The sequence below is a fragment of the Streptomyces sp. NPDC012508 genome (assembly GCF_042902595.1).
Classification (GTDB): domain Bacteria; phylum Actinomycetota; class Actinomycetes; order Streptomycetales; family Streptomycetaceae; genus Streptomyces.
Map to the genome: position 1 here is coordinate 293,196 of NZ_JBIBEO010000007.1, position 23,437 is coordinate 316,632.

The 23,437-nt window shown below is 71.1% G+C and carries 21 protein-coding genes; 12 read left to right on the plus strand and 9 right to left on the minus strand.

Annotated features, from left to right (window positions below):
* Nucleotides 1-42 precede the first annotated feature (42 nt).
* From ACFY8U_RS24895 to ACFY8U_RS24905, 3 genes are all read right to left on the minus strand, one after another.
* A complete protein-coding gene (locus ACFY8U_RS24895; RefSeq protein WP_389573734.1) occupies nucleotides 43-267 on the minus strand; it encodes a DUF6191 domain-containing protein in 225 nt (74 codons plus the stop codon).
* 7 nt (nucleotides 268-274) lie between these two features.
* On the minus strand, nucleotides 275-1,405 hold the full coding sequence (locus tag ACFY8U_RS24900) for a PQQ-dependent sugar dehydrogenase (RefSeq protein ID WP_389573736.1): 1,131 nt from the start codon (nucleotides 1,403-1,405) through the stop codon (nucleotides 275-277).
* A 142-nt stretch (nucleotides 1,406-1,547) separates the two neighbouring features.
* Entirely contained in the window at nucleotides 1,548-2,549 is a 1,002-nt protein-coding gene (locus tag ACFY8U_RS24905; RefSeq protein ID WP_389573739.1) for an aldo/keto reductase, read from the minus strand.
* Between the two features lie 74 nt (nucleotides 2,550-2,623).
* Between ACFY8U_RS24905 and ACFY8U_RS24910 the strand changes: the two genes are divergently transcribed.
* The 7 genes from ACFY8U_RS24910 to ACFY8U_RS24940 all read left to right on the plus strand — a co-directional run bounded on the left by ACFY8U_RS24910 (nucleotide 2,624) and on the right by ACFY8U_RS24940 (nucleotide 13,315).
* On the plus strand, nucleotides 2,624-3,586 hold the full coding sequence (locus ACFY8U_RS24910; protein WP_361759591.1) for a 2-hydroxyacid dehydrogenase: 963 nt from the start codon (nucleotides 2,624-2,626) through the stop codon (nucleotides 3,584-3,586).
* 584 nt (nucleotides 3,587-4,170) lie between these two features.
* Complete coding sequence (locus ACFY8U_RS24915) at nucleotides 4,171-7,023, plus strand: putative bifunctional diguanylate cyclase/phosphodiesterase (protein WP_389574158.1); 2,853 nt, start codon at nucleotides 4,171-4,173, stop codon at nucleotides 7,021-7,023.
* Between the two features lie 211 nt (nucleotides 7,024-7,234).
* Nucleotides 7,235-9,112 (plus strand): acetolactate synthase large subunit, encoded by a 1,878-nt coding sequence (locus ACFY8U_RS24920; protein WP_361759588.1) that lies wholly within the window; start codon nucleotides 7,235-7,237, stop codon nucleotides 9,110-9,112.
* A gap of 32 nt (nucleotides 9,113-9,144) precedes the next feature.
* Entirely contained in the window at nucleotides 9,145-9,669 is a 525-nt protein-coding gene (gene ilvN, locus ACFY8U_RS24925) for an acetolactate synthase small subunit (RefSeq protein ID WP_215065241.1), read from the plus strand.
* A 136-nt stretch (nucleotides 9,670-9,805) separates the two neighbouring features.
* Nucleotides 9,806-10,807, plus strand: coding sequence for a ketol-acid reductoisomerase (gene ilvC / locus ACFY8U_RS24930; protein ID WP_361434566.1), 1,002 nt, complete (start codon nucleotides 9,806-9,808; stop codon nucleotides 10,805-10,807).
* Between the two features lie 237 nt (nucleotides 10,808-11,044).
* Nucleotides 11,045-12,634 (plus strand): phosphoglycerate dehydrogenase, encoded by a 1,590-nt coding sequence (serA, locus tag ACFY8U_RS24935; RefSeq protein ID WP_361599841.1) that lies wholly within the window; start codon nucleotides 11,045-11,047, stop codon nucleotides 12,632-12,634.
* Nucleotides 12,635-12,733: 99 nt separating this feature from the next.
* Nucleotides 12,734-13,315, plus strand: a complete 582-nt coding sequence (locus ACFY8U_RS24940) for a TetR/AcrR family transcriptional regulator (RefSeq protein ID WP_389573742.1) — start codon at nucleotides 12,734-12,736, stop codon at nucleotides 13,313-13,315.
* Here the strand turns inward: ACFY8U_RS24940 and ACFY8U_RS24945 are convergent.
* Together ACFY8U_RS24945 and ACFY8U_RS24950 are read right to left on the minus strand one after the other, a co-directional pair.
* Nucleotides 13,287-14,279: an NAD(P)-dependent alcohol dehydrogenase gene (locus ACFY8U_RS24945; RefSeq protein ID WP_389573744.1), complete on the minus strand. Its 993-nt coding sequence runs from the start codon at nucleotides 14,277-14,279 to the stop codon at nucleotides 13,287-13,289. The two genes, ACFY8U_RS24940 and ACFY8U_RS24945, sit on opposite strands and share 29 nt — an antisense overlap.
* Before the next feature lie 129 nt (nucleotides 14,280-14,408).
* Complete coding sequence (locus ACFY8U_RS24950; RefSeq protein WP_389573746.1) at nucleotides 14,409-15,638, minus strand: PucR family transcriptional regulator; 1,230 nt, start codon at nucleotides 15,636-15,638, stop codon at nucleotides 14,409-14,411.
* 182 nt (nucleotides 15,639-15,820) lie between these two features.
* Here ACFY8U_RS24950 and ACFY8U_RS24955 point away from each other — a divergent pair, with 182 nt between their 5' ends.
* From ACFY8U_RS24955 to ACFY8U_RS24965, 3 genes are all read left to right on the plus strand, one after another.
* Entirely contained in the window at nucleotides 15,821-16,747 is a 927-nt protein-coding gene (locus ACFY8U_RS24955; RefSeq protein ID WP_361599853.1) for a proline dehydrogenase family protein, read from the plus strand.
* 30 nt (nucleotides 16,748-16,777) lie between these two features.
* Complete coding sequence (pruA, locus tag ACFY8U_RS24960) at nucleotides 16,778-18,409, plus strand: L-glutamate gamma-semialdehyde dehydrogenase (protein ID WP_389573748.1); 1,632 nt, start codon at nucleotides 16,778-16,780, stop codon at nucleotides 18,407-18,409.
* Nucleotides 18,410-18,536: 127 nt separating this feature from the next.
* Nucleotides 18,537-18,770, plus strand: coding sequence for a hypothetical protein (locus ACFY8U_RS24965; protein ID WP_389573750.1), 234 nt, complete (start codon nucleotides 18,537-18,539; stop codon nucleotides 18,768-18,770).
* Here the strand turns inward: ACFY8U_RS24965 and ACFY8U_RS24970 are convergent.
* Nucleotides 18,718-19,659 carry an alpha/beta fold hydrolase gene (locus ACFY8U_RS24970; protein ID WP_389573752.1) on the minus strand — a complete coding sequence of 314 codons (942 nt, stop codon included), beginning with the start codon at nucleotides 19,657-19,659 and terminating at the stop codon, nucleotides 18,718-18,720. The genes ACFY8U_RS24965 and ACFY8U_RS24970 overlap by 53 nt on opposite strands.
* Before the next feature lie 117 nt (nucleotides 19,660-19,776).
* Here ACFY8U_RS24970 and ACFY8U_RS24975 point away from each other — a divergent pair, with 117 nt between their 5' ends.
* Entirely contained in the window at nucleotides 19,777-20,319 is a 543-nt protein-coding gene (locus ACFY8U_RS24975) for a GNAT family N-acetyltransferase (RefSeq protein ID WP_389573754.1), read from the plus strand.
* Between the two features lie 13 nt (nucleotides 20,320-20,332).
* On the opposite strand, the gene ACFY8U_RS24980 is transcribed toward ACFY8U_RS24975, so the two are convergent.
* The 3 genes from ACFY8U_RS24980 to ACFY8U_RS24990 are packed head-to-tail and all read right to left on the minus strand — an operon-like array spanning nucleotide 20,333 to nucleotide 22,450.
* Complete coding sequence (locus ACFY8U_RS24980) at nucleotides 20,333-21,058, minus strand: hypothetical protein (protein ID WP_389573756.1); 726 nt, start codon at nucleotides 21,056-21,058, stop codon at nucleotides 20,333-20,335.
* Nucleotides 21,055-21,393 (minus strand): PadR family transcriptional regulator, encoded by a 339-nt coding sequence (locus ACFY8U_RS24985; protein ID WP_315892635.1) that lies wholly within the window; start codon nucleotides 21,391-21,393, stop codon nucleotides 21,055-21,057. The genes ACFY8U_RS24980 and ACFY8U_RS24985 overlap by 4 nt, the downstream gene beginning before the upstream one ends.
* Before the next feature lie 49 nt (nucleotides 21,394-21,442).
* Entirely contained in the window at nucleotides 21,443-22,450 is a 1,008-nt protein-coding gene (locus tag ACFY8U_RS24990) for a zinc-binding dehydrogenase (RefSeq protein WP_389573759.1), read from the minus strand.
* Nucleotides 22,451-22,551: 101 nt separating this feature from the next.
* Here ACFY8U_RS24990 and ACFY8U_RS24995 point away from each other — a divergent pair, with 101 nt between their 5' ends.
* Nucleotides 22,552-23,427, plus strand: a complete 876-nt coding sequence (locus ACFY8U_RS24995) for a LysR family transcriptional regulator (RefSeq protein WP_389573762.1) — start codon at nucleotides 22,552-22,554, stop codon at nucleotides 23,425-23,427.
* Nucleotides 23,428-23,437 lie beyond the last annotated feature (10 nt).

Sequence of the window (23,437 nt, forward strand, 5' to 3'; positions counted from 1 at the left end):
CTCCCCGGTCAGGGCCCTTCGTTCCGGTCGTCGCCTCCCCGGTCAGGGCCCTTCGTTCCGGTCGTCGCCTCCGTCCCCGGCGCCCTCCTCGTCGTCGCGGGTCACCAGGCCCGGCACCCGTATCGTCACCGCACCCGAGGCGAGGTCGATCGGACCGCGGCCGGGGTCGGCGTCGCCCCGGTCCTCCCGGGTCAGCTCGAGCCGCTGCCGCTCGTCGTCGGTGTGCTTCTGGCTCGGCGCGAACAGTTCTTCCATCAGGTTGAACATCGGGCCCCTATCCGACCTCCAGGCGGAGGATCTTGTCGTCGCCGGGCTCGGGCGTGCCCCGGGTGTCGGTCTCGCTCGTCGTCAGCCAGAGCCTGCCGTCACCCGCCGCAAGGACCGTGCGCAGCCGGCCGTACTCCGCCACGAGGAACGCCTCGGGATCCCCGGAGCGTTCCGCTCCGGACAGCGGGATCCGCCACAGGCGCTCGCCTCTCAGGCCCGCCATCCAGATCGCGCCCTCCGCATAGGCGATACCGCTCGGCGACGCCTCCTCCGTCCTCCACTGGGCCACCGGGTCCACGAAGCCCGACACGTTCGCCGTGCCCTCGACCTTCGGCCAGCCGTAGTTCTTCCCGGCCTCGACCAGATTGAGCTCGTCCCAGGTGTTCTGGCCGAACTCGGCCGCCCACAGCCGTCCGTCCGCGTCCCAGGCCAGCCCCTGGACATTGCGGTGACCGTACGAATAGACCACCGAGCCGGGGAACGGATTGCCGGGCGCCGGTTTCCCCTCCGGGGTCATCCGCAGGATCTTGCCGCCCAACGACTCCACGTCCTGTGCGAGCCCCGTCTCACCGCGCTCGCCCGTGCCCGCGTACAGCATTCCGTCCGGGCCGAACGCGATCCGCCCGCCGTTGTGCACATTCCCCTTCGGGATGCCCGAGAGGACCACCTCGGGCGCGCCGAGGCGGTCAGACGCCCCGCCGCCGTACGGCATGCGGACGATGCGGTTGTCCGACTCCGCCGTGAAGTACGCGTACACATGGCCGTCCCGCACGGCCAGACCGAGGAGACCGCCCTCGCCGCCGGGAACCACCCCCGGCACCTCTCCGACCGCCGTCTTCCTGCCCGTCTCCGCGTCGACCCGGGTGATCGTGCGCTCGTCACGCGAGGCGACGAGAAGATCACCGTCCGGCAGGGCGGCCACGCCCCACGGAGACTCCAGATCCCCGGTCAGCGTGCCGGCGACGCGCACGGAGCCCGGAGAGCCCCGCGTCCCCGATTCCGGCGCGGACACGGACACGGAGGGGGCCCCTGACGGCGACGCGGCTCCCTCCCCGTCCCCGTCTCCCCCCGACGCGCAACCCGCCAGCAGCCCCAGCACGGCGGCGGCCCCCACAGCTCCCACAAAAGCTCGGCTCACGGTCCCGATCCCTTCAAGCGGCGATCACTACCCTTGATACACCGCTCGGCCCGATCAGGTTCCCGCGCTCGCTCCCGCGACCTCACTCCGCGAGCCCGGGCCCACGCTCCCGGACCCGTTCACTCCCACGCTCTCGGCCCGCTCAGTCCCACGATCCGCGCGGCGCCGGCAGCCGCGCGATCTCGGCGAGATCTCCGGCCGTCAGCAGCACCTCCGCCGCCCGCGCGTTCTCCACCGCCCAGCACTCCCGCTTCGCCCCCGGGATCGGTACCACGTGCGGCCCCTGGGCCAGCGCCCACGCCAGCGCCACCTGCGCCGGAGTGACGTCCTCCCCGTGCCGCGCAGCGACCCGCCGCAGTCCCGCCACCAGCGGCTGGTTCGCCGCCATCATCTCGGCCGTGAAGCGGGGGTGCCGGGCCCGTGGGTCGTCCGGCTCGAAACCCCCGCCCGGCGTCAGCGTCCCGGTCAGGAACCCGTTCCCCAGCGGCATCGCGGCCAGGAACCCCACACCCCGCGCCTCGCACCAGGGCAGCAGCCGTTCCAGCGCCTCCGGCGACCACACCGACAGCTCGGCCTCCACCGCGCTCACCGGGAAGACCTGCTGGATCCGCTCCAACTGCCGGATCGTTCCCTCGTGCAGGTGTGCCGTTCCACCGCGCCGCGCCGCCCGCGCCCCGACCGCGCAGAACCCGAGCGCCCGCACCTTGCCCGCCGACACCAGCTCGGCCATCGCGCCCCAGGTCTCCTCGACCGGCACCTCCGGGTCCGCCCGGTGCAGCTGGTAGAGATCGATCACATCCGTCTGCAGCCGCCGCAGCGAGGCGTCGCACGCCCGCCGTACGTACCCAGGGCGGCCGTTGGCCACGACATGCTGATCGCCCACGAGCAGACCGCACTTGGTCGACACGAACGCCTCCGCCCGGCGTTCCTTCAGCGCCCGCCCCACCAGCAGCTCGTTGGTGAACGGCCCGTACATGTCGGCGGTGTCGAGCAGGCTCACCCCGGCGTCCAGCGCCGCGTGCACCGTACGCAGCGAGCGGTCACCGCGCTGCTGCGAGGCGCTGTACGCCCAGTTCATCGGCATACAGCCCAGGCCGACCGCGCCCACGTCGAGCGCCGCCGCCCCGATTGTCCTGCGCTCCACCTGCCGGTACCCCTCCCTGTGCCGTCCCCAAAGTAACCAATGACGGCCGGGATTCTTCGCATAGCCTCCCGGTCATGACACTCGATGAGACGACCGCCGACGTCTGGCTTCCGATTCCCGCGGACGAGATCGAAGGACTTCCCGATCCGGGCGCGTCGGGGTTCAACTACCGCCTCTGGGACGGCGGTCCCGATTTCCCCGCCGATCCGGCGCGCTGCGTCTTCTACGTGGTCCCCTACATGAAGGGCTCGGAGATCGCCGTCCGGCCACTCGCCGGGATGGCCTCGGTGCGCGCGGTGCAGACGCTCTCGGCGGGCACGGACCATGTGACGCCCGGACTCGGCTCACTGCCCCCGGGCGTCGAGCTGTGCAACGCCAAGGGCGTCCACGAGGCCAGCACCGCCGAGCTGACACTCGCCCTGATCCTCGCCTCCCTGCGCGGCATCCCCGGGTTCGTCCGGGGCCAGGACAAGGAGGAGTGGCGGGCCGGCTTCTATCCGGCCCTCGCGGACAAGTCCGTACTCATCGTGGGGTACGGATCGATCGGCGCCGCCATCGAGGACCGGCTCGTGCCATTCGAGTGCGCGCGGGTGGTGCGCGTCGCGCGCTCCGCACGCACCACGGAGCGCGGTCCCGTGCAGCCCCTCTCCGAACTACCCGCCCTTCTGCCGCAGGCGGACGTGGTCGTCCTCTCCACTCCGCTCACGCCCGAGACCAGGCACCTCGCCGACGCGGGGTTTCTCGGCCGGATGAAGGACGGCGCCCTTCTGGTGAACGTGGCCCGCGGTCCCGTCGTGGACACCGCCGCGCTGCTCAAGGAGGTCGAGAGCGGCCGGATCACCGCGGCGCTCGACGTCACCGACCCCGAACCCCTGCCGCCGGGTCACCCGTTGTGGCACGCTCCCGGTGTTCTGCTGAGTCCCCATGTCGGTGGTTCCACTTCGGCGTTCATGCCCCGTGCCAAGCGGCTGATCGCCGCCCAGCTCACCCGGTTCGCGGCAGGGGAGCGGCTGGCGAACGTGGTGCTGACCACCTGAGCCGCGAGGCCGTGCGGAGCGCCCCCTCAGTGCGCCTCGCGCGAGCCCCCGGGCCGTCACGCAGAGTACAGCACCCCTGTCCCTGAGTGACGGTCCTGGTGTATCGTCCCGGAGCGGGGGGCTGCGTCGAGTACGAGCTGACGCCGGGGAGCGAAGTGACGGGACATCAGATTCCGAGGGGGGCGACGGGTGATGTACGGCCGATGGACCGACGAACCGACGCGGCGGGGCCGCCGTCGACGACCCTTGCACGCGACGACGGCACCGGGCCGCCCCCGCAGGGCGCCGGCCTCCACAGGCCGACCGGTGGAGCCGGTCTCCCCGTCCAGGCCGACCGGCGCACCCCCGAGCCGGACACCTCGGACCCGGCCGCGGTCCAGGACCCAGGCGCCCCGGACCGTGACGCGGACACCCCAGGCCCGCTCGCCTCGCCGGACCCCGCCCCGGCCGCTTCGGGTCCGCCCCCGGCCGGATCGGGTCCGGCCCCGGCCGCCTCAGGCCCCGCCTCGGCCGCCGTACGTTCCTGGGTCCGGCGCTTCACCCCGTCCCCGCGCTCTGATGCGCACGAAACCCCGGTGGCGGCGATGAGCGCCCCTGGCGCGCTCATCGAGCGCGGCCGCGTCGCGCGAGCCGGCGCCGCCCCCGGGCGGGGGGAGAGCGGCCGGGGCCCCGCCCGCTCCGGGAGCCCGGTGGTCCTGACCCAGATCCTCCTCGGACTGGTCTGCGCGGGATACGCGACCGGTGCCGCCCTCGGCTGGGGCTCCGAGAAACTGGCCCTCGTCATGGGTGACTTCGGCCTCAGCGCCGCGGCCCTCGCCGCGGGCGTCTCCTGCTTCCTCTACGCCCGCCTGCACGAAAGCCGCTTCCGCCCCGCCTGGCTGCTCTTCGCCTTCTCCTCCGCAATGGCCGCCGCCGGGAACGCCGTCTGGGGGTGGTACGAAGTCGTGCTCGGCAGGGCGGTCCCCAGCCCCTCCCTCGCCGACGTCTTCTTCCTGCTCTTCGCACCGCCCGCCATCGTCGGCCTGCTGGTGCTCGCCAAGAAGCCCGTCACCCGGGCCGGCTGGGTCTGCCTCGCCCTCGACGCCTGGCTCATCGGCGGCTCGCTGCTCACCCTCTCCTGGAGCCTGGCCCTCGCGCACACCGCCCACTTCGAGGGCGAGAGCGTCGCCCGGGCCGCGCTCACCCTGGCGTACCCCCTGCTGGACATCGTTCTCGTCAGCATGGTCCTCGCCCTGCACTTCCGCCGCTCGCAGGTGAACCGCTCGGCGACCAACACCGCGATCGCCGCCCTCGCCCTCACCGTGCTGTGCGACGCCCTGTTCACCTCGCCGCTGCTGCGCGAGAACTACACCTCCGGCCAGCTGCTCGACGCCGGCTGGTTCGCCGGCTCGCTGCTCCTGGCCTACGCCCCCTGGGGGGTGCGCCGGACCACCGAGGGGGTCTCCTCCCCGCGCGGCCAGCGCCCGCACAGCCGGCCGGTCGCCGGCTCGCTGGCCGCCCTCACCCCGTATCTCGCCGCGGCGGTCTGCACGCTCGGCATCCTGTACAACGTCGTCGAGGGACGCAGAGTGGACCGCGTGGTCGTCTTCACCGGCTGTACGGTCGTGCTCGCCCTGGTCGTGCGCCAAGGCATCATGCTCCTCGACAACATCGCCCTCACCCACGAACTGGCCCAGAAGGAGAACCACTTCAGGTCGCTGGTGCAGGGCTCCAGCGACGTCATCATGATCGCCGCGCCCACCGGCATACTCCGCTACGTCAGCCCCGCGGCCTCGGGGGTCTACGGACGGGAGGCCGAGGACCTGATCGGCTCCGAGCTGGCCTCACTCATCCATCCCGAGGACCTTGGCGGAGTCGTCCACGAGGTCCGCCGCTTCCTCGCCGCTTCTCCTTCGGAGGAGCCCACCACACGGATCGAGTGCCGCTTCCGCTCCGGCCGCGGCGACTGGCTCAACGTCGAGTCCACCGTCAACCGTCACCAGGGCGGGCTGATCTTCAACAGCCGGGACGTCACCGAACGGGTCCGCCTCCAGGCCCAGCTCCAGCACAACGCCGAGCACGACCCGCTCACCGACCTGCCCAACCGGGCGCTGTTCACCCGGCGCGTCCGCAAGGCGCTCGCCGGCCGGCGCTCCTCCGACCCCGGCACCGCCGTGCTCTTCATCGACCTCGACGGCTTCAAGGCCGTCAACGACCGGCTCGGCCACCAGGCGGGCGACGAGCTGCTCGTCCAGGCGGCACGGCGCCTCCAGGACTCCGTACGGGCCGGGGACACCGCCGCCCGGCTCGGTGGCGACGAGTTCGCCGCGCTGATCCTCGGAGACGGCTCACGGGACCGCTCCGCCCGCGAGTACCAGGTCCACGAGATCGCCGACCGGCTGCGCCTCACGCTCTCCCAGCCGTACCAGGTCGAGGGAGGGAACGAGGTGCGCGTCGCCGCCTCCATCGGCGTCGCCTTCGCCGAGCCCGGCATCAGCGCCGGGGATCTGCTGCGCAACGCCGACCTGGCCATGTACCGGGCCAAGGCCGCCGGCAAGGACCGCGTCGAGATGTACGCCCCGCAGATGCAGGCCGAGATCGTCCGCAGGACCGAACTGGCCACCCGGCTGCGCACCGCGTTGGACGACGGCGAGTTCGCCCTGCTCCACCAGCCGGTGGTGGACCTGTCCACCGGCCGGATCACCGCCGTCGCCGCCCAGGCCCGCTGGCGCTCCGCCCAGGGCATCCTCTTCACCCCCGCCGAGTTCCTGCGGGTCGCCGAGGACGGGGAGCGCGTCGCCCAGCTCGGCCGCTGGCTCCTCGAGCAGGCCGTCGAGCAGGCCGCCGAGCGGGCCCGGCTCGGCCACCGGACCCCGGTCTCCGTCCGGCTCTCCGCCCGCCGCCTGCTCGACCGCTCGCTGCCGCTCGGCTCCGTCGAGGCGCTGCTGACCCGGTACGAGCTCCCCTCGGGCTCCCTGATGATCGAGCTGGCCGACAGCGACCCCCGGGTCTCCTTCGACGACCTGGAGCAGCGCCTGGTCGTTCTGCGCCGGCTCGGTGTGCGGATCGCGCTCGACGGCTTCGGCAGCGGCTACGCGGCCATCAACGCGCTGCGCCGCCTCCCCGTCGACGTACTGAAACTGGACAGAGGGCTCGTCGAGGGCGTGGTGGAGTCCGCCCGACTCCGCAAGATCACCAGCGGGCTGCTCCGGATCGCCTCCGACCTGGGCCTGCAGTCCGTCGCCGACGGCGTGGACGTCCCCGAGCAGGTGCTCGCCCTGCGCGCCATGGGGTGCACCCACGGCCAGGGCATGGCCTTCTCGGGCCCCCTCGACGAGTACCGGCTGCGCCGCGCGCTCGTGCGGGACGAGTATCCCGTCCCCGGCGGCGAGGCGGTTCCAGCCGGAAACCATCCCCCGATCCGCTCAAATAATGAGACGCCCGTCCCACCCACTTGACACTGATGGTGCGTCGGGGGGAGGGTCAGTGCCATGCGCACCCGAATTCTCGTACTTGGAAAGCGCGTCGGCTGAAGCAGGGCCATGACGGCCCGGCTTGAAACGCTACCGACGCGCTCCCCTCGCTTGCCTCCCGGCACGAGGGGTTTTTTGTTGCACCGGCTCCTCCCAAACCCTCGCAAAAACCCTCTGCTTCGAGAAGAGAATGCTGATGACCGAGCAGGCCACCGGGCACCATCCGCAGCCGCGGGCCCGTAGCGGCGGACAGTCCGCCACCACCGTCGAGCACGTCACGGGTGCGCAGTCCCTCATCCGTTCTCTCGAGGAAGTGGGGGCCGACACCGTCTTCGGTATTCCGGGCGGCGCCATCCTCCCCGCGTACGACCCGATGATGGACTCGCAGAAGGTCCGCCACATCCTGGTCCGCCACGAGCAGGGCGCCGGCCACGCCGCCACCGGCTACGCCCAGGCGACCGGCAAGGTCGGCGTCTGCATGGCGACCTCCGGTCCCGGTGCGACGAACCTGGTCACCCCGATCGCCGACGCCCACATGGACTCCGTCCCGCTGGTCGCGATCACCGGTCAGGTCGCCTCGAAGGCCATCGGCACGGACGCCTTCCAGGAGGCGGACATCTGCGGCATCACGATGCCGATCACCAAGCACAACTTCCTGGTCACCAAGGCCGAGGACATCCCGAGGACGATCGCCGAGGCCTTCCACATCGCCTCCACCGGCCGTCCCGGCCCGGTCCTGGTCGACATCGCCAAGGATGCCCTGCAGGCGAAGACCACCTTCAGCTGGCCGCCGCAGACCGACCTGCCCGGCTACCGCCCGGTGACCAAGCCGCACGCCAAGCAGATCCGCGAGGCCGCGAAGCTGATCACCGCCGCCAAGCGCCCGATCCTGTACGTCGGCGGCGGTGTCCTGAAGGCCGGCGCCACCGCCGAGCTGAAGGTTCTCGCCGAGCTCACCGGAGCCCCTGTCACCACCACCCTGATGGCGCTGGGCGCGTTCCCCGACAGCCACCCGCTGCACGTGGGAATGCCGGGCATGCACGGTGCGGTCACCGCCGTCACCGCGCTGCAGAAGGCCGACCTGATCGTCGCCCTCGGAGCCCGCTTCGACGACCGCGTCACCGGCAAGCTGGACAGCTTCGCCCCCTTCGCCAAGATCGTCCACGCCGACATCGACCCGGCCGAGATCGGCAAGAACCGCGCCGCCGACGTCCCGATCGTCGGTGACGCCCGCGAGGTCATCGCCGACCTGGTCCAGGCCGTCCAGGCCGAGTACAGCGAGGGGAACCAGGGCGACTACACCTCCTGGTGGAGCGACCTGAACCGCTGGCGCGAGACCTACCCGCTCGGCTACGACCTGCCGGAGGACGGCAGCCTCTCGCCGCAGCAGGTCATCCAGCGCATCGGCCAGCTCGCCCCCGCCGACACCATCTACGCGGCCGGCGTCGGACAGCACCAGATGTGGGCGGCCCACTTCATCGACTACGAGAAGCCGGCCACCTGGCTGAACTCCGGCGGCGCCGGAACGATGGGCTACGCGGTCCCCGCCGCCATGGGCGCCAAGGCCGGTATGCCGGACCGCCCGGTCTGGGCGATCGACGGCGACGGCTGCTTCCAGATGACGAACCAGGAGCTCGTCACCTGCGCGCTCAACAACATCCCGATCAAGGTCGCCATCATCAACAACGGCGCCCTCGGGATGGTCCGCCAGTGGCAGACCCTCTTCTACAACCAGCGCTACTCGAGCACGGTCCTGCACGCCGACGAGACCGGCCACGAGGCCACCGGCTCCCAGGTCGGCGCCAGCACGGCGCCCCGCAAGGGCACCCGTATCCCGGACTTCGTCAAGCTGTCCGAGGCCATGGGCTGTGTCGCCCTGCGCTGCGAGGACCCGGCCGACCTGGACAAGGTCATCGAAGAGGCCAACGCCATCAACGACCGCCCGGTCGTGATCGACTTCATCGTCCACGAGGACGCCCAGGTCTGGCCCATGGTCGCCGCCGGCACCTCCAACGACGAGGTCATGGCCGCCCGGGGCGTCCGCCCCGACTTCGGCGACAACGAAGACGACTGAGACCGAGAGCCGTAGGAAGAGGTACCACGCACATGACTAGGCACACGCTCTCCGTCCTGGTGGAGAACACCCCCGGCATCCTCGCCCGGATCGCCGCGCTCTTCTCCCGCCGCGGCTTCAACATCGACTCGCTCGCCGTCGGTGTCACCGAACACCCCGACATCTCCCGCATCACCATCGTGGTCAATGTCGAGGACCTGCCGCTGGAGCAGGTGACCAAGCAGCTCAACAAGCTGGTCAACGTCCTGAAGATCGTCGAACTCGAGCCCTCCGCTGCGATCCAGCGCGAGCTCGTCCTGGTGAAGGTCCGCGCCGACAACGAGACCCGCTCCCAGATCGTCGAGATCGTCCAGCTGTTCCGCGCCAAGACCGTGGACGTCTCGCCCGAGGCGGTCACCATCGAGGCCACCGGTTCGAGTGACAAGCTCGACGCGATGCTCAAGATGCTGGAGCAGTTCGGCATCAAGGAGCTCGTGCAGTCCGGCACGATCGCCATAGGGCGTGGTGCGCGGTCCATCACGGACCGTTCCCTGCGGGCCCTCGACCGCAGCGCCTGACCGGCCTCCCCGGCCGGGCCGCCAGGACGGTCCGTCGGCTCGTCCGCCGACCGGTCCGCCTGACGAGACAGAAGACTTCCCTTCCCCCGCCCGCCGTACGGTGGGACGCAACACCAGCACACCAAGGAGAATCCCAGTGGCCGAGCTGTTCTACGACGACGATGCCGACCTGTCCATCATCCAGGGCCGCAAGGTCGCGGTGATCGGTTACGGCAGCCAGGGCCACGCCCACGCGCTGTCGCTCCGTGACTCGGGTGTCGACGTCCGTGTCGGTCTGCACGAGGGCTCCAAGTCCAAGGCCAAGGCCGAGGAGCAGGGCCTGCGCGTGGTGACGCCCGCCGAGGCCGCCGCCGAGGCCGACGTCATCATGATCCTGATCCCGGACCCGATCCAGGCCAAGGTCTACGAGGAGTCGATCGCCCCGAACCTGAAGGACGGCGACGCCCTCTTCTTCGCGCACGGCTTCAACGTCCGCTTCGGCTTCATCAAGCCCCCGGCCGGTGTCGACGTCGCGCTCGTCGCCCCGAAGGGCCCGGGCCACCTGGTCCGCCGCCAGTACGAGGAGGGTCGCGGCGTCCCCGCGATCGCCGCGGTCGAGCAGGACGCGACCGGCAACGCCTTCGCCCTGGCGCTCTCCTACGCCAAGGCCATCGGCGGCACGCGTGCGGGCGTCATCAAGACGACCTTCACCGAGGAGACCGAGACCGACCTCTTCGGTGAGCAGGCCGTCCTGTGCGGTGGCGCCAGCGCCCTCGTCAAGGCGGGCTTCGAGACCCTGGTCGAGGCCGGCTACCAGCCGGAGATCGCCTACTTCGAGTGCCTGCACGAGCTGAAGCTCATCGTCGACCTCATGTACGAGGGCGGCCTGGAGAAGATGCGCTGGTCCGTCTCCGAGACCGCCGAGTGGGGCGACTACATCACCGGCCCGCGGATCATCACCGACGCCACCAAGGCCGAGATGAAGAAGGTCCTCGAGGAGATCCAGGACGGCACGTTCGCCCAGAACTGGATGGACGAGTACCACGGCGGTCTGAAGAAGTACAACGAGTACAAGACCCAGGACGAGAAGCACCTCCTGGAGACCACCGGCAAGGAGCTGCGCAAGCTCATGAGCTGGGTGAACGACGAGGAGGCGTAAGCCTTCGGCACGGGGCCGGACACACCGTCCGGCCCCGCGCCACATCGTTGGACAGGCCGTCCAACCACCGACGGGTGATCCTTCCAACGAGGCGCATGATCGGCGCCTGTGCACCACTACACTGCTCAACAACATTCGCGTTCAGGCCCACAGCGTCGTGCGCTTTCACGCGGCAAGCCCCCTCCACCGCCTGCGGCCGTCGGGACGGCCGTCCGCACTGGATCTGTGAGGACTCACGTGAGCTCGAAACCCGTCGTACTCATCGCTGAAGAGCTGTCGCCCGCCACCGTCGACGCACTGGGCCCGGACTTCGAGATCCGGCACTGCAACGGCGCGGACCGCGCCGAGCTGCTCCCCGCCATCGCCGACGTGGACGCGATCCTGGTCCGCTCCGCCACCAAGGTCGACGCGGAGGCCATCGCCGCCGCGAACAAGCTCCGGGTCGTGGCCCGGGCCGGTGTCGGTCTGGACAACGTCGACGTCTCCGCCGCCACCAAGGCCGGCGTGATGGTCGTCAACGCCCCGACCTCCAACATCGTCACCGCCGCCGAGCTCGCGTGCGGTCTGCTCGTCGCCACCGCGCGCAACATTCCGCAGGCCAACACCGCGCTGAAGAACGGCGAGTGGAAGCGCTCCAAGTACACGGGCGTCGAACTCAGCGAGAAGACCCTCGGCGTCGTCGGCCTCGGCCGCATCGGCGTCCTGGTCGCCCAGCGGATGTCCGCGTTCGGCATGAAGATCGTCGCGTACGACCCCTACGTGCAGCCCGCCCGCGCCGCGCAGATGGGGGTGAAGCTGCTGGCCCTGGACGAGCTCCTGGAGGTCGCCGACTTCATCACCGTCCACCTGCCGAAGACGCCCGAGACCCTCGGTCTCATCGGCGACGAGGCCCTGCACAAGGTCAAGCCGTCCGTCCGCATCGTCAACGCCGCGCGCGGCGGGATCGTGGACGAGGAGGCGCTCTACTCGGCGCTCAAGGAGGGCCGGGTCGCCGGCGCGGGTCTCGACGTGTACGCGAAGGAGCCCTGCACGGACTCCCCGCTCTTCGAGCTCGACCAGGTCGTCTGCACCCCGCACCTCGGCGCGTCCACGGACGAGGCCCAGGAGAAGGCCGGTATCGCGGTCGCCCGTTCGGTGCGCCTGGCGCTCGCCGGTGAGCTGGTCCCGGACGCGGTCAACGTGCAGGGCGGTGTCATCGCCGAGGACGTCAAGCCCGGTCTGCCGCTCGCCGAGAAGCTCGGCCGGATCTTCACCGCGCTCGCGGGCGAGGTCGCGGCCCGTCTCGATGTCGAGGTGTACGGCGAGATCACCCAGCACGACGTCAAGGTGCTCGAACTCTCCGCGCTCAAGGGCGTGTTCGAGGACGTCGTCGACGAGACCGTGTCGTACGTCAACGCGCCGCTGTTCGCGCAGGAGCGCGGTGTCGAGGTCCGTCTGACGACCTCCAGCGAGTCGCCCGACCACCGCAACGTGGTGACCGTGCGCGGCACGCTCTCGAGCGGCGAGGAGGTCGCGGTCTCCGGCACGCTGGCCGGCCCCAAGCACCTCCAGAAGATCGTCGCCGTCGGTGACTACGACGTGGACGTGGCGCTCGCCGACCACATGGTGGTGCTCCGCTACGAGGACCGCCCGGGTGTCGTCGGCACCGTGGGCCGCATCCTCGGCGAGGCCGGTCTGAACATCGCGGGCATGCAGGTGGCGCGTGCGGAGGAGGGCGGCGAGGCGCTCGTCGTCCTCACCGTGGACGACACCGTCCCGCCGGCGGTGCTCGCGGAGATCTCGGAGGAGATCGGCGCGGCGTCGGCCCGCTCGGTCAACCTGGTCTGATCCCGGGCCGGGCCCGGCCCGGTCCCGCACAGGTACCCGTACCCGGTGCGCTAGACGGTCGTCTTACACGAGCGTCTAGCCGCCGGGTACAGTGCTGTCATGGGACACAAGGAAGACCTGCTGGACGGCGCCAAGAGCTGCCTCCTGGAGAAGGGCTACGCCCGCACCACGGCCCGCGACATCGTCGCCGCCTCGGGCACCAACCTGGCCTCCATCGGCTACCACTACGGCTCCAAGGAGGCCCTGCTCCAGCAGGCGTTCCTCGCGCTCACCGAGGAGTGGGGCAACCGGGTGGGCCCGGCGGGGAGCGGTGAGGACAGGAAGACGCTCCCGGCCGACCCGTACGAGCGATTCCATACGGTCTGGGAGCAGGTCATCGCGGCCGCCGACGCCAGCCGCCCGGTCTGGAAGCTCCAGACGGAGGTCGTCACCCGCCTCGACGACGACGCGAAGCTCCGCGAGGCCATCAAGGAGCCGCAGCGCGAGGGCCGGCTGGGGATGGCCGAGGTGTTCCTCGGCCTGGACCCGGACGCGGACCCGGAGAAGGCCCGGGTCGCGGGGCTGCTCTGTCAGGCGCTCGCGACGGGCGTGATGATCCAGTGGATGGTGGACCCGGATACGGCTCCGACGGCGGACGACCTGACCGAAGGGCTCAAGGTGCTGATGGGGGAAGGGAACTGACGACGACCTTCGCACGCGCGTGCTCGATCTCCACGTAGCGGACGGCCTCGGCCGCCTCGCTCAACGGATAGGTCCGGTCGACCGCCGGGGTGACGCTGCCCGCCTCGACGAGCTCCCGCAGGGCCGCGAGCTTCTCGCTGCCGGGGGAGGCCGAGAGCACGAGCAGCCGGTGGCGCACGAAGCGTGACATCAGCTGCCCCTTCAGGAGGAGCGCCATCGGCCCGACCAGGCTGCCCCCTTCGAAGACTCCGCCGCCGGACAGGACGAGCGTCCCGGTGGGGGTCAGGACTCGTCGGCACTCGGCCAGCGAACGGTTCCCCACCAGGTCGAACAGGAGGTCGTAGCGCTCGGCGCCGCCGGCGAAGTCCTCCCGCGTGTAGTCGACGACGCGGTCCGCGCCGAGCGAGCGGACCAGATCCACGTGCCTCGTACTGCACACGCCGGTGACGTCCGCGCCGAAGGCCTTCGCGATCTGGACGGCGAAGGTCCCCACACCCCCCGACGCACCGTTGATCAGCACCTTCTGGCCCTGCCGCACGCGCCCCGCGTCGCGCAGCCCCATGAGTGCGGTGGTGCCCGCCAGCGGAATCGCCGCCGCCTGTTCGTACGACAGGTTCGCCGGTCTTCGCTCCACGACGTTCTCGGCCGCGCACAGGAACTCGGCGAACGCTCCCGGGGCTTCGCCGAACACCTCGTCACCGGGCCGGAACCGCGTCACCCCCGCGCCCACCGCCTCCACCCGGCCCGCGAAGTCCGTACCCGGGATCCGCGCCTTCGGTCTGCGGACGCCGAGCGTCAGACGCGCCAGATACGGATCGCCTCGCATCAGATGCCAGTCGCGCGCGTTGACCGAGGCCGCGTGGACCCGTACGAGCACCTCGCGGTCGCCCGGCACCGGCGTCTCGATGTCGCCGAACTCCAGCACGTCGGCCGAGCCGTACCGGTCCTGAACGATCGCCTTCATGGTCCTCCGCCTTCCCCCGCCTTTCTCCGAAGGTACGAGCCTCCGGCGCCCGGGGGTATCGGGGACGGCCCCCAGAACACCCCCGCGGATCCCTGAGAAAGTCCCGGGGACGGGAAAGCCGAAAGATGACTACAACTTCGCCGCCTTGAGTGCCATGTGGAGCAGCAGACGGTCCTCGCCCGCGTCCAGGTCGAGGCCCGTCAGCTGCTCGACGCGCGAGAGACGGTAGTAGAGCGTCTGGCGATGGATGCCGAGGGCCGCCGCCGTGCGGCCCGCCTGGCCCGCGTGGTCGAGGAACACCTCGGCGGTGTGGGCCAGTTCGGCGTGGGAGGGGGTGAGCAGGGCGCGGACCGCCGGGTCCGGCGCGGTTCGGGGGAGGGCGGTGAGCAGGCGGTACGGGCCGATGGCCGACCACTCGGCGAGCGGGCCGAGCCCCGGCTGGGCCGTCGCCGCCCGCGCTGCCGCCGCGGCCTCCCGCCAGGCGGTGTCCAGGTCGGCGAGCCCCCGGCGGGGGAGCGAGACGCCGGCGACGGCCCCCGGGCCCGCGGTGTCCCGCAGCCGCCCGGCAGCCGAGGCGGCGGGCGCGAGGTTGTCCGCGGCCCGCAGCCGCACCAGCGCCCCGAGCGCCCGCGCGCCGCCCTCGCCGCCGAGCGCCAGGGCCGGTGCCGGCTCCGGCTCGCCGTCCGACCCGCCGGTCCGGCCTCCGCCCCGTCTCGACGGGCCCACCGGGGGGTGCCACGGCACCGTGCAGAGCGCCGCCGAGGCCGGGACCGTACGGGACGACGGGCTGTCCTCGCCGGGCCAGGGCGCCACGCACACCATCGCGTGCAGCCCGTCCGCGTCCGGACCCAGGGCCGTACGCAGCGCCGTGAGCGCCATGTCGTACTGCCAGCCGCGCTCCGCCGTCAGGGCCGCCCGCAGCTCGCGGGAGAGGTCGGAGCCCGCGCGCTCCTCGTCCGCGAGCAGGCCGCCGATCCGGGTGGCGACCTCCATGGCCGCCGTGAGCTGGGCGTGCGTGGGATGCGGCTCGGCGTCCAGCAGCCAGACGTACCCGAGGACGACGCCCCGATGCCGTACGGGAAGGCAGATCCGGTCGCGGAACACCCCGGCGTCGGGGGCCGCCGGGATGCGGACGGGGCCCGTCGCCCGGGTGATGCCGAAGCCCTCGAACCAGGCGCGGACCGCCGGGGTCGACTTCCGCGTCAGGATCGACCGCGTCCGGACGGGGTCCATGGCGGTGTCGTCGTCGCTGTCGTGGGCGCCGAAGGCGATCAGCCCGAAGTCACGGTTCTCCAGCGTGGCCGGCGCTCCCAGAAGCGCGGAGATCTCGTCCACCAGTTCTTGGTAATCGCCCTTCACGGCGCCATTCTCGCACCCCTTCAGACATTTGTATGAGATGCCGCGCACGGATGCGTGACAGCTGTCGATGGCAGAGGATCGGAGCGATCCTTAGGTTTCACGGTGGTTCTCCGTGCTGTTCCCGATTGCTTACGAAAGATCGGGTAGGCACCCTTCGTCACCCTGCCCTTCTGGAGGTCCCCGTGCTGGGTCCCGTGATCCTCGCCGCGTCCCGCAGCGACAAGATGCGCCGTTTCGTGTCGGCCGCCCCCGGGACCAAGCAGGTCGTGGACCGGTTCATCGCCGGCGAGACGGTCGATCACGTCATCCCGATCGTCCAGGACATCACCGGCCGTGGCCTGGAGGTCACCCTCGACGTCGTGGGTGAGGACATCACCACCGTCGAGCAGTCCCACGCCGCGCGTGACGCGTACCTGGAGCTGATCGGCCGCCTGAAGGAGCTGGGCCTCGGCGAGCGCGCCGAGATGTCCGTGAAGCTCTCGATGTTCGGGCAAGCGCTGGAGGGCGGCCACGAGCTCGCCCTCGCCAACGTCCGCCCGGTCGTCGCGGCCGCCGCGGAGATCGGCACCACGGTCACCCTGGACGCCGAGGACCACACCACCCTCGACTCGATGTTCGCCATCCACGAGGAGCTGCGGAAGGACTTCCCGCAGACCGGCTGCGTCATCCAGGCGTACCTCTTCCGCACGGAGGACGACGCCCGCCGCCTCGCCGCCAACGGCTCCCGCGTCCGGATCGTGAAGGGCGCCTACAAGGAGCCCGCCTCCGTCGCCATCCAGGACAAGCCCGAGATCGACAAGGCCTACGTCCGGATCATGAAGATCCTGATGGAGGGCGAGGGCTACCCGATGATCGGCTCCCACGACCCCCGACTGATCTCCGTCGGACAGGAGCTCGCCCGCCGCGCGGGGCGCAAGCTGGACGAGTACGAGTTCCAGATGCTGTACGGCATCCGCAGCGAGGAGCAGAACCGTCTCGCCGCCGAGGGACACCGCATGCGTGTCTACACCGCGTACGGCACCGACTGGTACGGCTACTTCATGCGCCGCCTCGCGGAGAAGCCGGCCAACCTCCTCTTCTTCGTCCGCTCCATCCTCACCAAGGGCTGAGCCCACCCCTCAAAAGGAGTTACGAGACTCATGGACGCTGTGACCCAGGTCCCCGCTCCGGTCAACGAGCCGGTGCACAGCTACGCCCCCGGTTCCGCCGAGCGCGCCCGTCTGGAGGCCGCGCTCAAGGAGCTGGCCGACAACCCGCGCGACCTGCCGATGACCATCGGTGGCGTCAAGCGCATGGGCGGCGGTGAGCGCGTCGACGTCGTGCAGCCGCACAACCACAAGGCCGTCATCGGTACCTTCGCCGGTGCCACCCAGCAGGACGCCCAGGACGCCATCGACGCCGCCCTGGCCGCCGCCCCGGCGTGGCGCGCGATGTCCTTCGACGACCGCGCCGCGATCATCCTGCGCGCCGCCGAGCTGCTCGCCGGCCCCTGGCGCGAGACGCTGGCCGCCTCCACGATGCTCGGCCAGTCCAAGACCGCGCAGCAGGCCGAGATCGACACGCCCTGCGAGCTCGTCGACTTCTGGCGCTTCAACGTGGCGTACGCCCGCCAGATCCTGGCCGAGCAGCCGCCGGCGAACTCGCCCGGCGTGTGGAACCGCCTGGACCACCGGCCGCTCGAGGGCTTCGTCTACGCGATCACGCCGTTCAACTTCACGGCCATCGCGGGCAACCTGCCCACCGCCCCCGCCCTCATGGGCAACGTGGTGGTCTGGAAGCCGTCCCCGACCCAGACCCACTCCGCCGTGCTCCTCATGGAGCTCCTGGAGGAGGCCGGTCTGCCGAAGGGTGTCATCAACCTGGTGACGGGCGACGGCATCGCCGTCTCCGAGGTGGCCCTGAACCACCGCGACCTGGCCGGCATCCACTTCACCGGTTCGACCAAGACCTTCCAGCACCTGTGGAAGACGGTCGGCAACAACATCGAGTCGTACCGTTCCTACCCGCGGATCGTCGGCGAGACCGGCGGCAAGGACTTCGTCGTCGCCCACCCGAGCGCCGACCGCGCGATCCTGAAGACCGCGCTGACCCGTGGCTCCTTCGAGTTCCAGGGCCAGAAGTGCTCCGCGTCCTCGCGTGCGTACGTCCCGGCCTCCATCTGGAACTCGGGCTTCAAGGAGGAGTTCGCGGCCGAGGTCGACGGCATCAAGATGGGTGACGTCACCGACCTGACGAACTTCATCGGCGCCGTCATCGACGAGCGTTCGTTCGCCAAGAACAAGGCCGCGATCGACCGTGCGAAGGCCGACGAGACCTGCACGATCGTCGCCGGTGGCACGTACGACGACTCGGAGGGCTACTTCGTCCGCCCGACCGTCATCGAGTGCACCGACCCGGAGAACGAGGTCTTCACGACCGAGTACTTCGGCCCGATCCTCGCGATCCACGTCTACGAGGACGACGCGTACGACGAGATGCTGACCCAGATGGAGTCGGCCTCGGACTACGCGCTGACCGGCTCGGTCATCTCCGGCGACCGCGCCGCCACGGCTTACACGATGGAGAAGCTCCGCTTCGCCGCGGGCAACTTCTACATCAACGACAAGTCGACCGGCGCCGTCGTCGGCCAGCAGCCCTTCGGCGGCGGCCGCGCCTCGGGCACGAACGACAAGGCGGGCGCCCCGCAGAACCTGATGCGCTGGACGCTGACCCGCGCGATCAAGGAGACGCTGGTCCCGCCGACCGAGTACGGCTACCCCCACATGGGCTGACGCCCCCTGGGCCGACCTGAGGCCCACCCCTGACACCGCCCCCCTCCTGGACCCCCAAACCAGGACGGGGGCGGTTCTCATGCGGGGGGCTTACGCTGCTGGGAGGGGGCTCGGCGAGGAGGTAGACATGCCTGGTTCGACGACGCTCGGCCCCGGGCACGGCGTGGACGCGATCGAGCACTCCGACGCGTTGCGGATGCTGTCCCTGATGAAGGAGCTGCACCGGCTGCTGACCGAGCCGGGACCCGACCGGTTCACGGACGCACAGGTCGCCGCCCTGCGCGGGGAGGCCCGCCATCGGGAGGGCCTCACCGACTGGGTGGAGCGAATGGCCCGCGATCTGGAGAAGGCCACGGCCTGACGGGGAGGCGCCGCGCGAGGAAGTCGCCGATCAGCGAGGCGATCGCCGGCGCGTGCGTCTCCAGGGCGAAATGGCCCGTCGGCAGGAGGTGGACCTCGGCATCGGGGAGATCGCGGAGGAAGGCCTCGGCACCCGCCGGGACGAAGACCTCGTCGCCCCCGCCCCAGACGGCGAGCAGGGGGACCTGCGTGGTGCGGAAGTACTCGTGGAAGGCCGGATAGAGCGCGAAGTTGGAGCCGTAGTCGCCGATCAGGTCCAGCTGGATGGCGTCCTGGCCGTCCCGCGCCATCAGGGCGGCGTCGTGGTGCCAGGCGTCGGGGCTGAGCAGCTCGCGGAACTCGGGCGGCACGCCCGTCTCGTACTGCCACATGATGCCGTCCAGGGAGCGGATGCCGCGCACCGGCTCCTCGGTCTCGGGGTTGCGGTCGGCGATCATCGCGAGGACGGGCGCCCAGGCGTCGGCGCCGAGGCCCTCCTCGTACGCGTTGCCGTTCTGGGTGACGATCGCGGTGACGCGTTCGGGGTGGGCGAGGGCGAGGCGCAGGCCGATGGGGGCGCCGTAGTCCTGGATATAGAGGGCGAACCGCTCCAGGCCGAGGGCCTCGGTGAACTCCGCCGTCATGGCGGCCAGTTCGGCGAAGGTGTAGTCGAAATCCTCGGCCGAAGGCGCCGCGCTGCGGCCGAATCCGAGATGGTCGGGGGCGATCAGCCGGAAGCGGTCGGCGAGCGGTGGGATCAGGTCGCGGAACATGTGCGAGCTGGTGGGGAAGCCGTGCAGCAGAAGCAGCACGGGCGCGTCGGCGGGGCCGGCCTCCCGGTAGAAGACCTCGTGGCCCCGGACGGTGGTGGTGCGGTGGTGGACCTGGTGGACCTGCGCCGTACTCGCCATCTCTAACCGCCTAAAGAGTTGTGAGTGGTTATGAGGTGAGTCAAGCAGCGGTCTCGTAACCTGTCAATCGACCTAGAGGGGTTAGATGCGTCTCTGTGGGTGCGTCAGACTGGGCACATGGCGGACTCCCTGCACACCGACCCCACCCACAGGCTCGGGACCCAACGTCTCCGTGCCGTACGGGACATGCTCGACGACGCCTTCGGGGGTGGTTTCTCGGACGAGGACTGGGACCACGCCCTCGGGGGCGTGCACACGTGGATCGAGGACGAGCGCGGTGTCGCCGCCCACGGCAGCGTCGTCATGCGGCGCGTGCTGCACAACGGGCGTTCGTACCGCGTCGGATACGTCGAAGGCGTGGGTGTGCGCGGCGACCGGCGCCGGCAGGGGCTCGGCGGGCTCGTCATGGCCGAGCTGGAGCGGGTGATCGACGGCGCGTTCGCGTTCGGGGCGCTCTCCGCCTCCGAGGAGGGGGCGGCGCTCTACCTGGCGCGCGGCTGGGAGCCCTGGAAGGGGCGGATCGAGGTGCTCGGCCCCGAGGGGATCGCCCACCTTCCGGACGATGAGGGGTCCACCTATCTGCGAGCGGCAGCCGGTGGCATGCTGCCGGACCCCGCCGTCGCGCTCCTCTTCGACTGGCGCGACGGCGACGTGCTCTGAGTGAGCGGGGGACTCAGCCCCGGCAGCCCTTGGCGGCGTCCCGCTTCAGGCCGACCAGCGCGCCCGTCGCACCGAAGAGCGCGACGAAGGGCGCCGTGTAGGCCGGCATGTCGAAGACGCCGACGAGGGTCACCGCGACCGCTCCGAGGACCAGCAGCATCCAGACCCCCAGCAGGGCCTTGCCCTTGCGGCTGAGGAAGAGCCATCGGCCGGGCCGCTCGGGCAGTGTGTCGAGCGCCCCCGCCGGTCCTTCGCTCGCCGCCTTCGGGCGCTTGAAATAGGCGAAGAGCATCCACTCCCCGCATATCTCCCACCCTTCCGGCGCCAGCCGGTCGAGCACCTCGTCGCGCCGCTTACCGCTGATCAGCTCACGGCGGTACTCCCAGCGCAGAGCGGCGCCCGGCACCCGCCGGCACATGAACCGGCCGAGCGTGTCGAGCCCTTCGACCTCCCAGCCCTGGTCGCCGTGGAGCGCGAGCAGCCGCCGGTCGTTGTAGATGTCGGCCGTCCAGAGCCAGGTCTCGGCCTTCCCGGCGGGCTCCGCCGCCGCCGGCACCGTGCCGCCCAGGCGCGCCGCGAAGTCCGCGGCAGGGCCGAACTCCTCCTCCGGCGACGTGCCCGATTCGGTGAGGTGCCCGCGCAGTTCGGCGACGGTGGAGGCGATCTGATCCGCCGGTACGCCGGCCTCGCGCAGCGCGGCGGTCAGCTCGTCGAAGTACGTGCTCGGCTCGGTGTTCATCGTGGTCCCCCGGTCTTCAGCATGGTCCGTACGGCGGTGTGGAAGGTCAGCCACGCCCCGCTCTCGGTGGTGAGGTGGCTCCGGCCCTGCTCGGTGAGGCGGTAGTAGCGCCGCCCCGGCCCCCGCTCCGCGGCCCGGAACTCGGCCTCCACCAGCCCGGCTTCCTCCAGCCGGTTCAGTACGGGATAGAGGGTCCCGCCCTTGATCTCCCCGAGCCCCGCCTCGGCGAGAGCCTTGGAGATCTCGTACCCGTAACTCTCCTCCTCCGTGAGGCAGGAGAGGACGAGGAGGTCCAGGACGCCCTTGAGCCAACTTGATCTGCGGTCTGCGGCCATGGCTGTATTCCATCACCAGCTAGGTAGGAATGCAATCTAGCTGGCGCAGCTAGTTGGATCGGGACACCAGCATCTTCCCGGTGTTCTCGCCGCGCAGCATCCCCAGGAACGCGTCCACGATGTGCTCGAAGCCCTTCACCACCGTCACGTCCAGCGGCAGCCGCCCGCTCCGCAGATGCGGCACGGCGAAGTCGTACAACTCCTGCTGCGCGTCGGCGTGGTTGCTCACCAGGAAGCCTTCGAGGCGGATGCTCTTCTCCACGAGGTCGAAGAGGTTGCGCGGCGCCGGCGGGGGAGCGGACAGTGCGTGGTACTGCGCGACCGCGCCCACCCAGGCGATCCGGCCGTGTTCGCGCAGCGAGGCGATCGCGGCCTCCAGATGGTCGCCGCCCACCCCGTCCAGCACCGCGTCCAGGCCCGTCGGCGCAGCCTTCGCGAGCAGCTCCTTCACCGGCCCGTCGTGGTAGTCGAAGGCCGCGTCGAAGCCCGCCTCCTCCGTCAGGTACGCGACCTTCCGTGCCGAACCCGCGCTGCCGACGAGCCGCCCGGCGCCCAGCAGCCGGGCGAAGCGGCCGGCCGCCGTGCCGACCCCGCCTGCGGCGGCCGAGACGAACAGGTCCTCGCCCGGCTGGAGCCGCGCGATCCGGGTCAGGCCGACGTACGCCGAAAGACCCGTACCGCCCAGGAGGCTCAGATGCGCGGTGAGCGGCACTCCCTCGAAGTCCGGGACGGCGCGCGCCTCGTCGGACGCGACGAGCGAGTGCGTACGCCAGCCCTTGCGGTGCAGGACGAGGTCGCCGGGGGAGAGCGTGGGGGTACGGGAGTCCAGGACGCGGCCCAGGGTGCGGCCCTCCATCGGGGAGCCGAGCGTCCACAGGAAGTCCCCGTCCATCGCCTCGCGGTGGTAGGGGTCCACGGACCAGAGGAGGTTCTCGACGAGTGCGGTGCCGGGCGCCGGGGCGGGGACCGGGGCCTTGACGAAGGCGAAGTGGCCGGGAGTGGGGAAGCCGTCGGGCCGGGCGGTCTGGTGGATGGTGATCATGGTGTCGTGCGTCATGGGGGAGACCGTAGGAAGGAATCCGGCAGCCGGGCAGTAGGTTGCTCCGATGGATCGACCCGATCCATCGAAGTTCCTCATACTCCGAGGTGGAAGACCCGATGACCGACCTCGCGCCGCACGAGTTGCGCGTTCTCCTCGCCGTCGGGAGCGAGCGCGGCTTCTCGGCCGCCGCCCGGGCCCTCGGTACGACCCAGTCCGCGGTCTCCCACTCCGTACGGACCAGTGAGCGCAAGCTCGGCGCGGTCCTCTTCGACCGCGGGCGGTCCGGGGCCACGCCCACCGCCGCCGGGGAGCGGGCCCTCGCCCACGCACGGCGGGTGCTTCGGCTCCTGGAGGTGATGGGCGCGGAGGTGCGCGGGGCCGAGAGCGGCACCGTCGCCGGGCCGCTGCGGATCGCCGCGTTCCGCAGCGCGGCCCTGCACCTGCTGCCGCGCGCCCTGGAACGGCTGACCGCCCAGCATCCGGACCTCGTCCCGGAGGTGCGGATCGTACGGGAGGTGGGGCGGGGGACGGCCGGCGAAGTCCTGGACGGGCGGGCGGACCTCGGTATCGCGACCATCGGGACGAGCTCGCCCGTACCTCCGCGGCTCGTGGGGGGTGTGCTGGTCGAGGAGGCGTACGCGCTGGTGCACCCGGCCGGGCACGCGGCACCGCGCTCGCTGCCGCTCGTCGACTGGGCGGAGAACTGCACCTCGTACACCCGCCGCTGGTGGACGGAGCAGGAGTGGCTGCCGGCGGCGACCGTCGAGGCCGAGGACGACGGAGCGGTGCTCTCGATGGTGAGCAGTGGTTTCGGCATGGCCGTGATGCCGGAGCTCTCCCTGATCGGAGCACCGCCCTCGGTGGAGATCACCGATCTCGGTCCGGAGCGCCCGACCCGGTCCGTCGGCTATGTCACCACCCCTGAGCTGGCGAAATCCCTCGCCGTGCGGGCTCTCATCCGGGAGCTGCGGGCCGCCCGGCAGCCGGTGTGAGCCGAGCGCC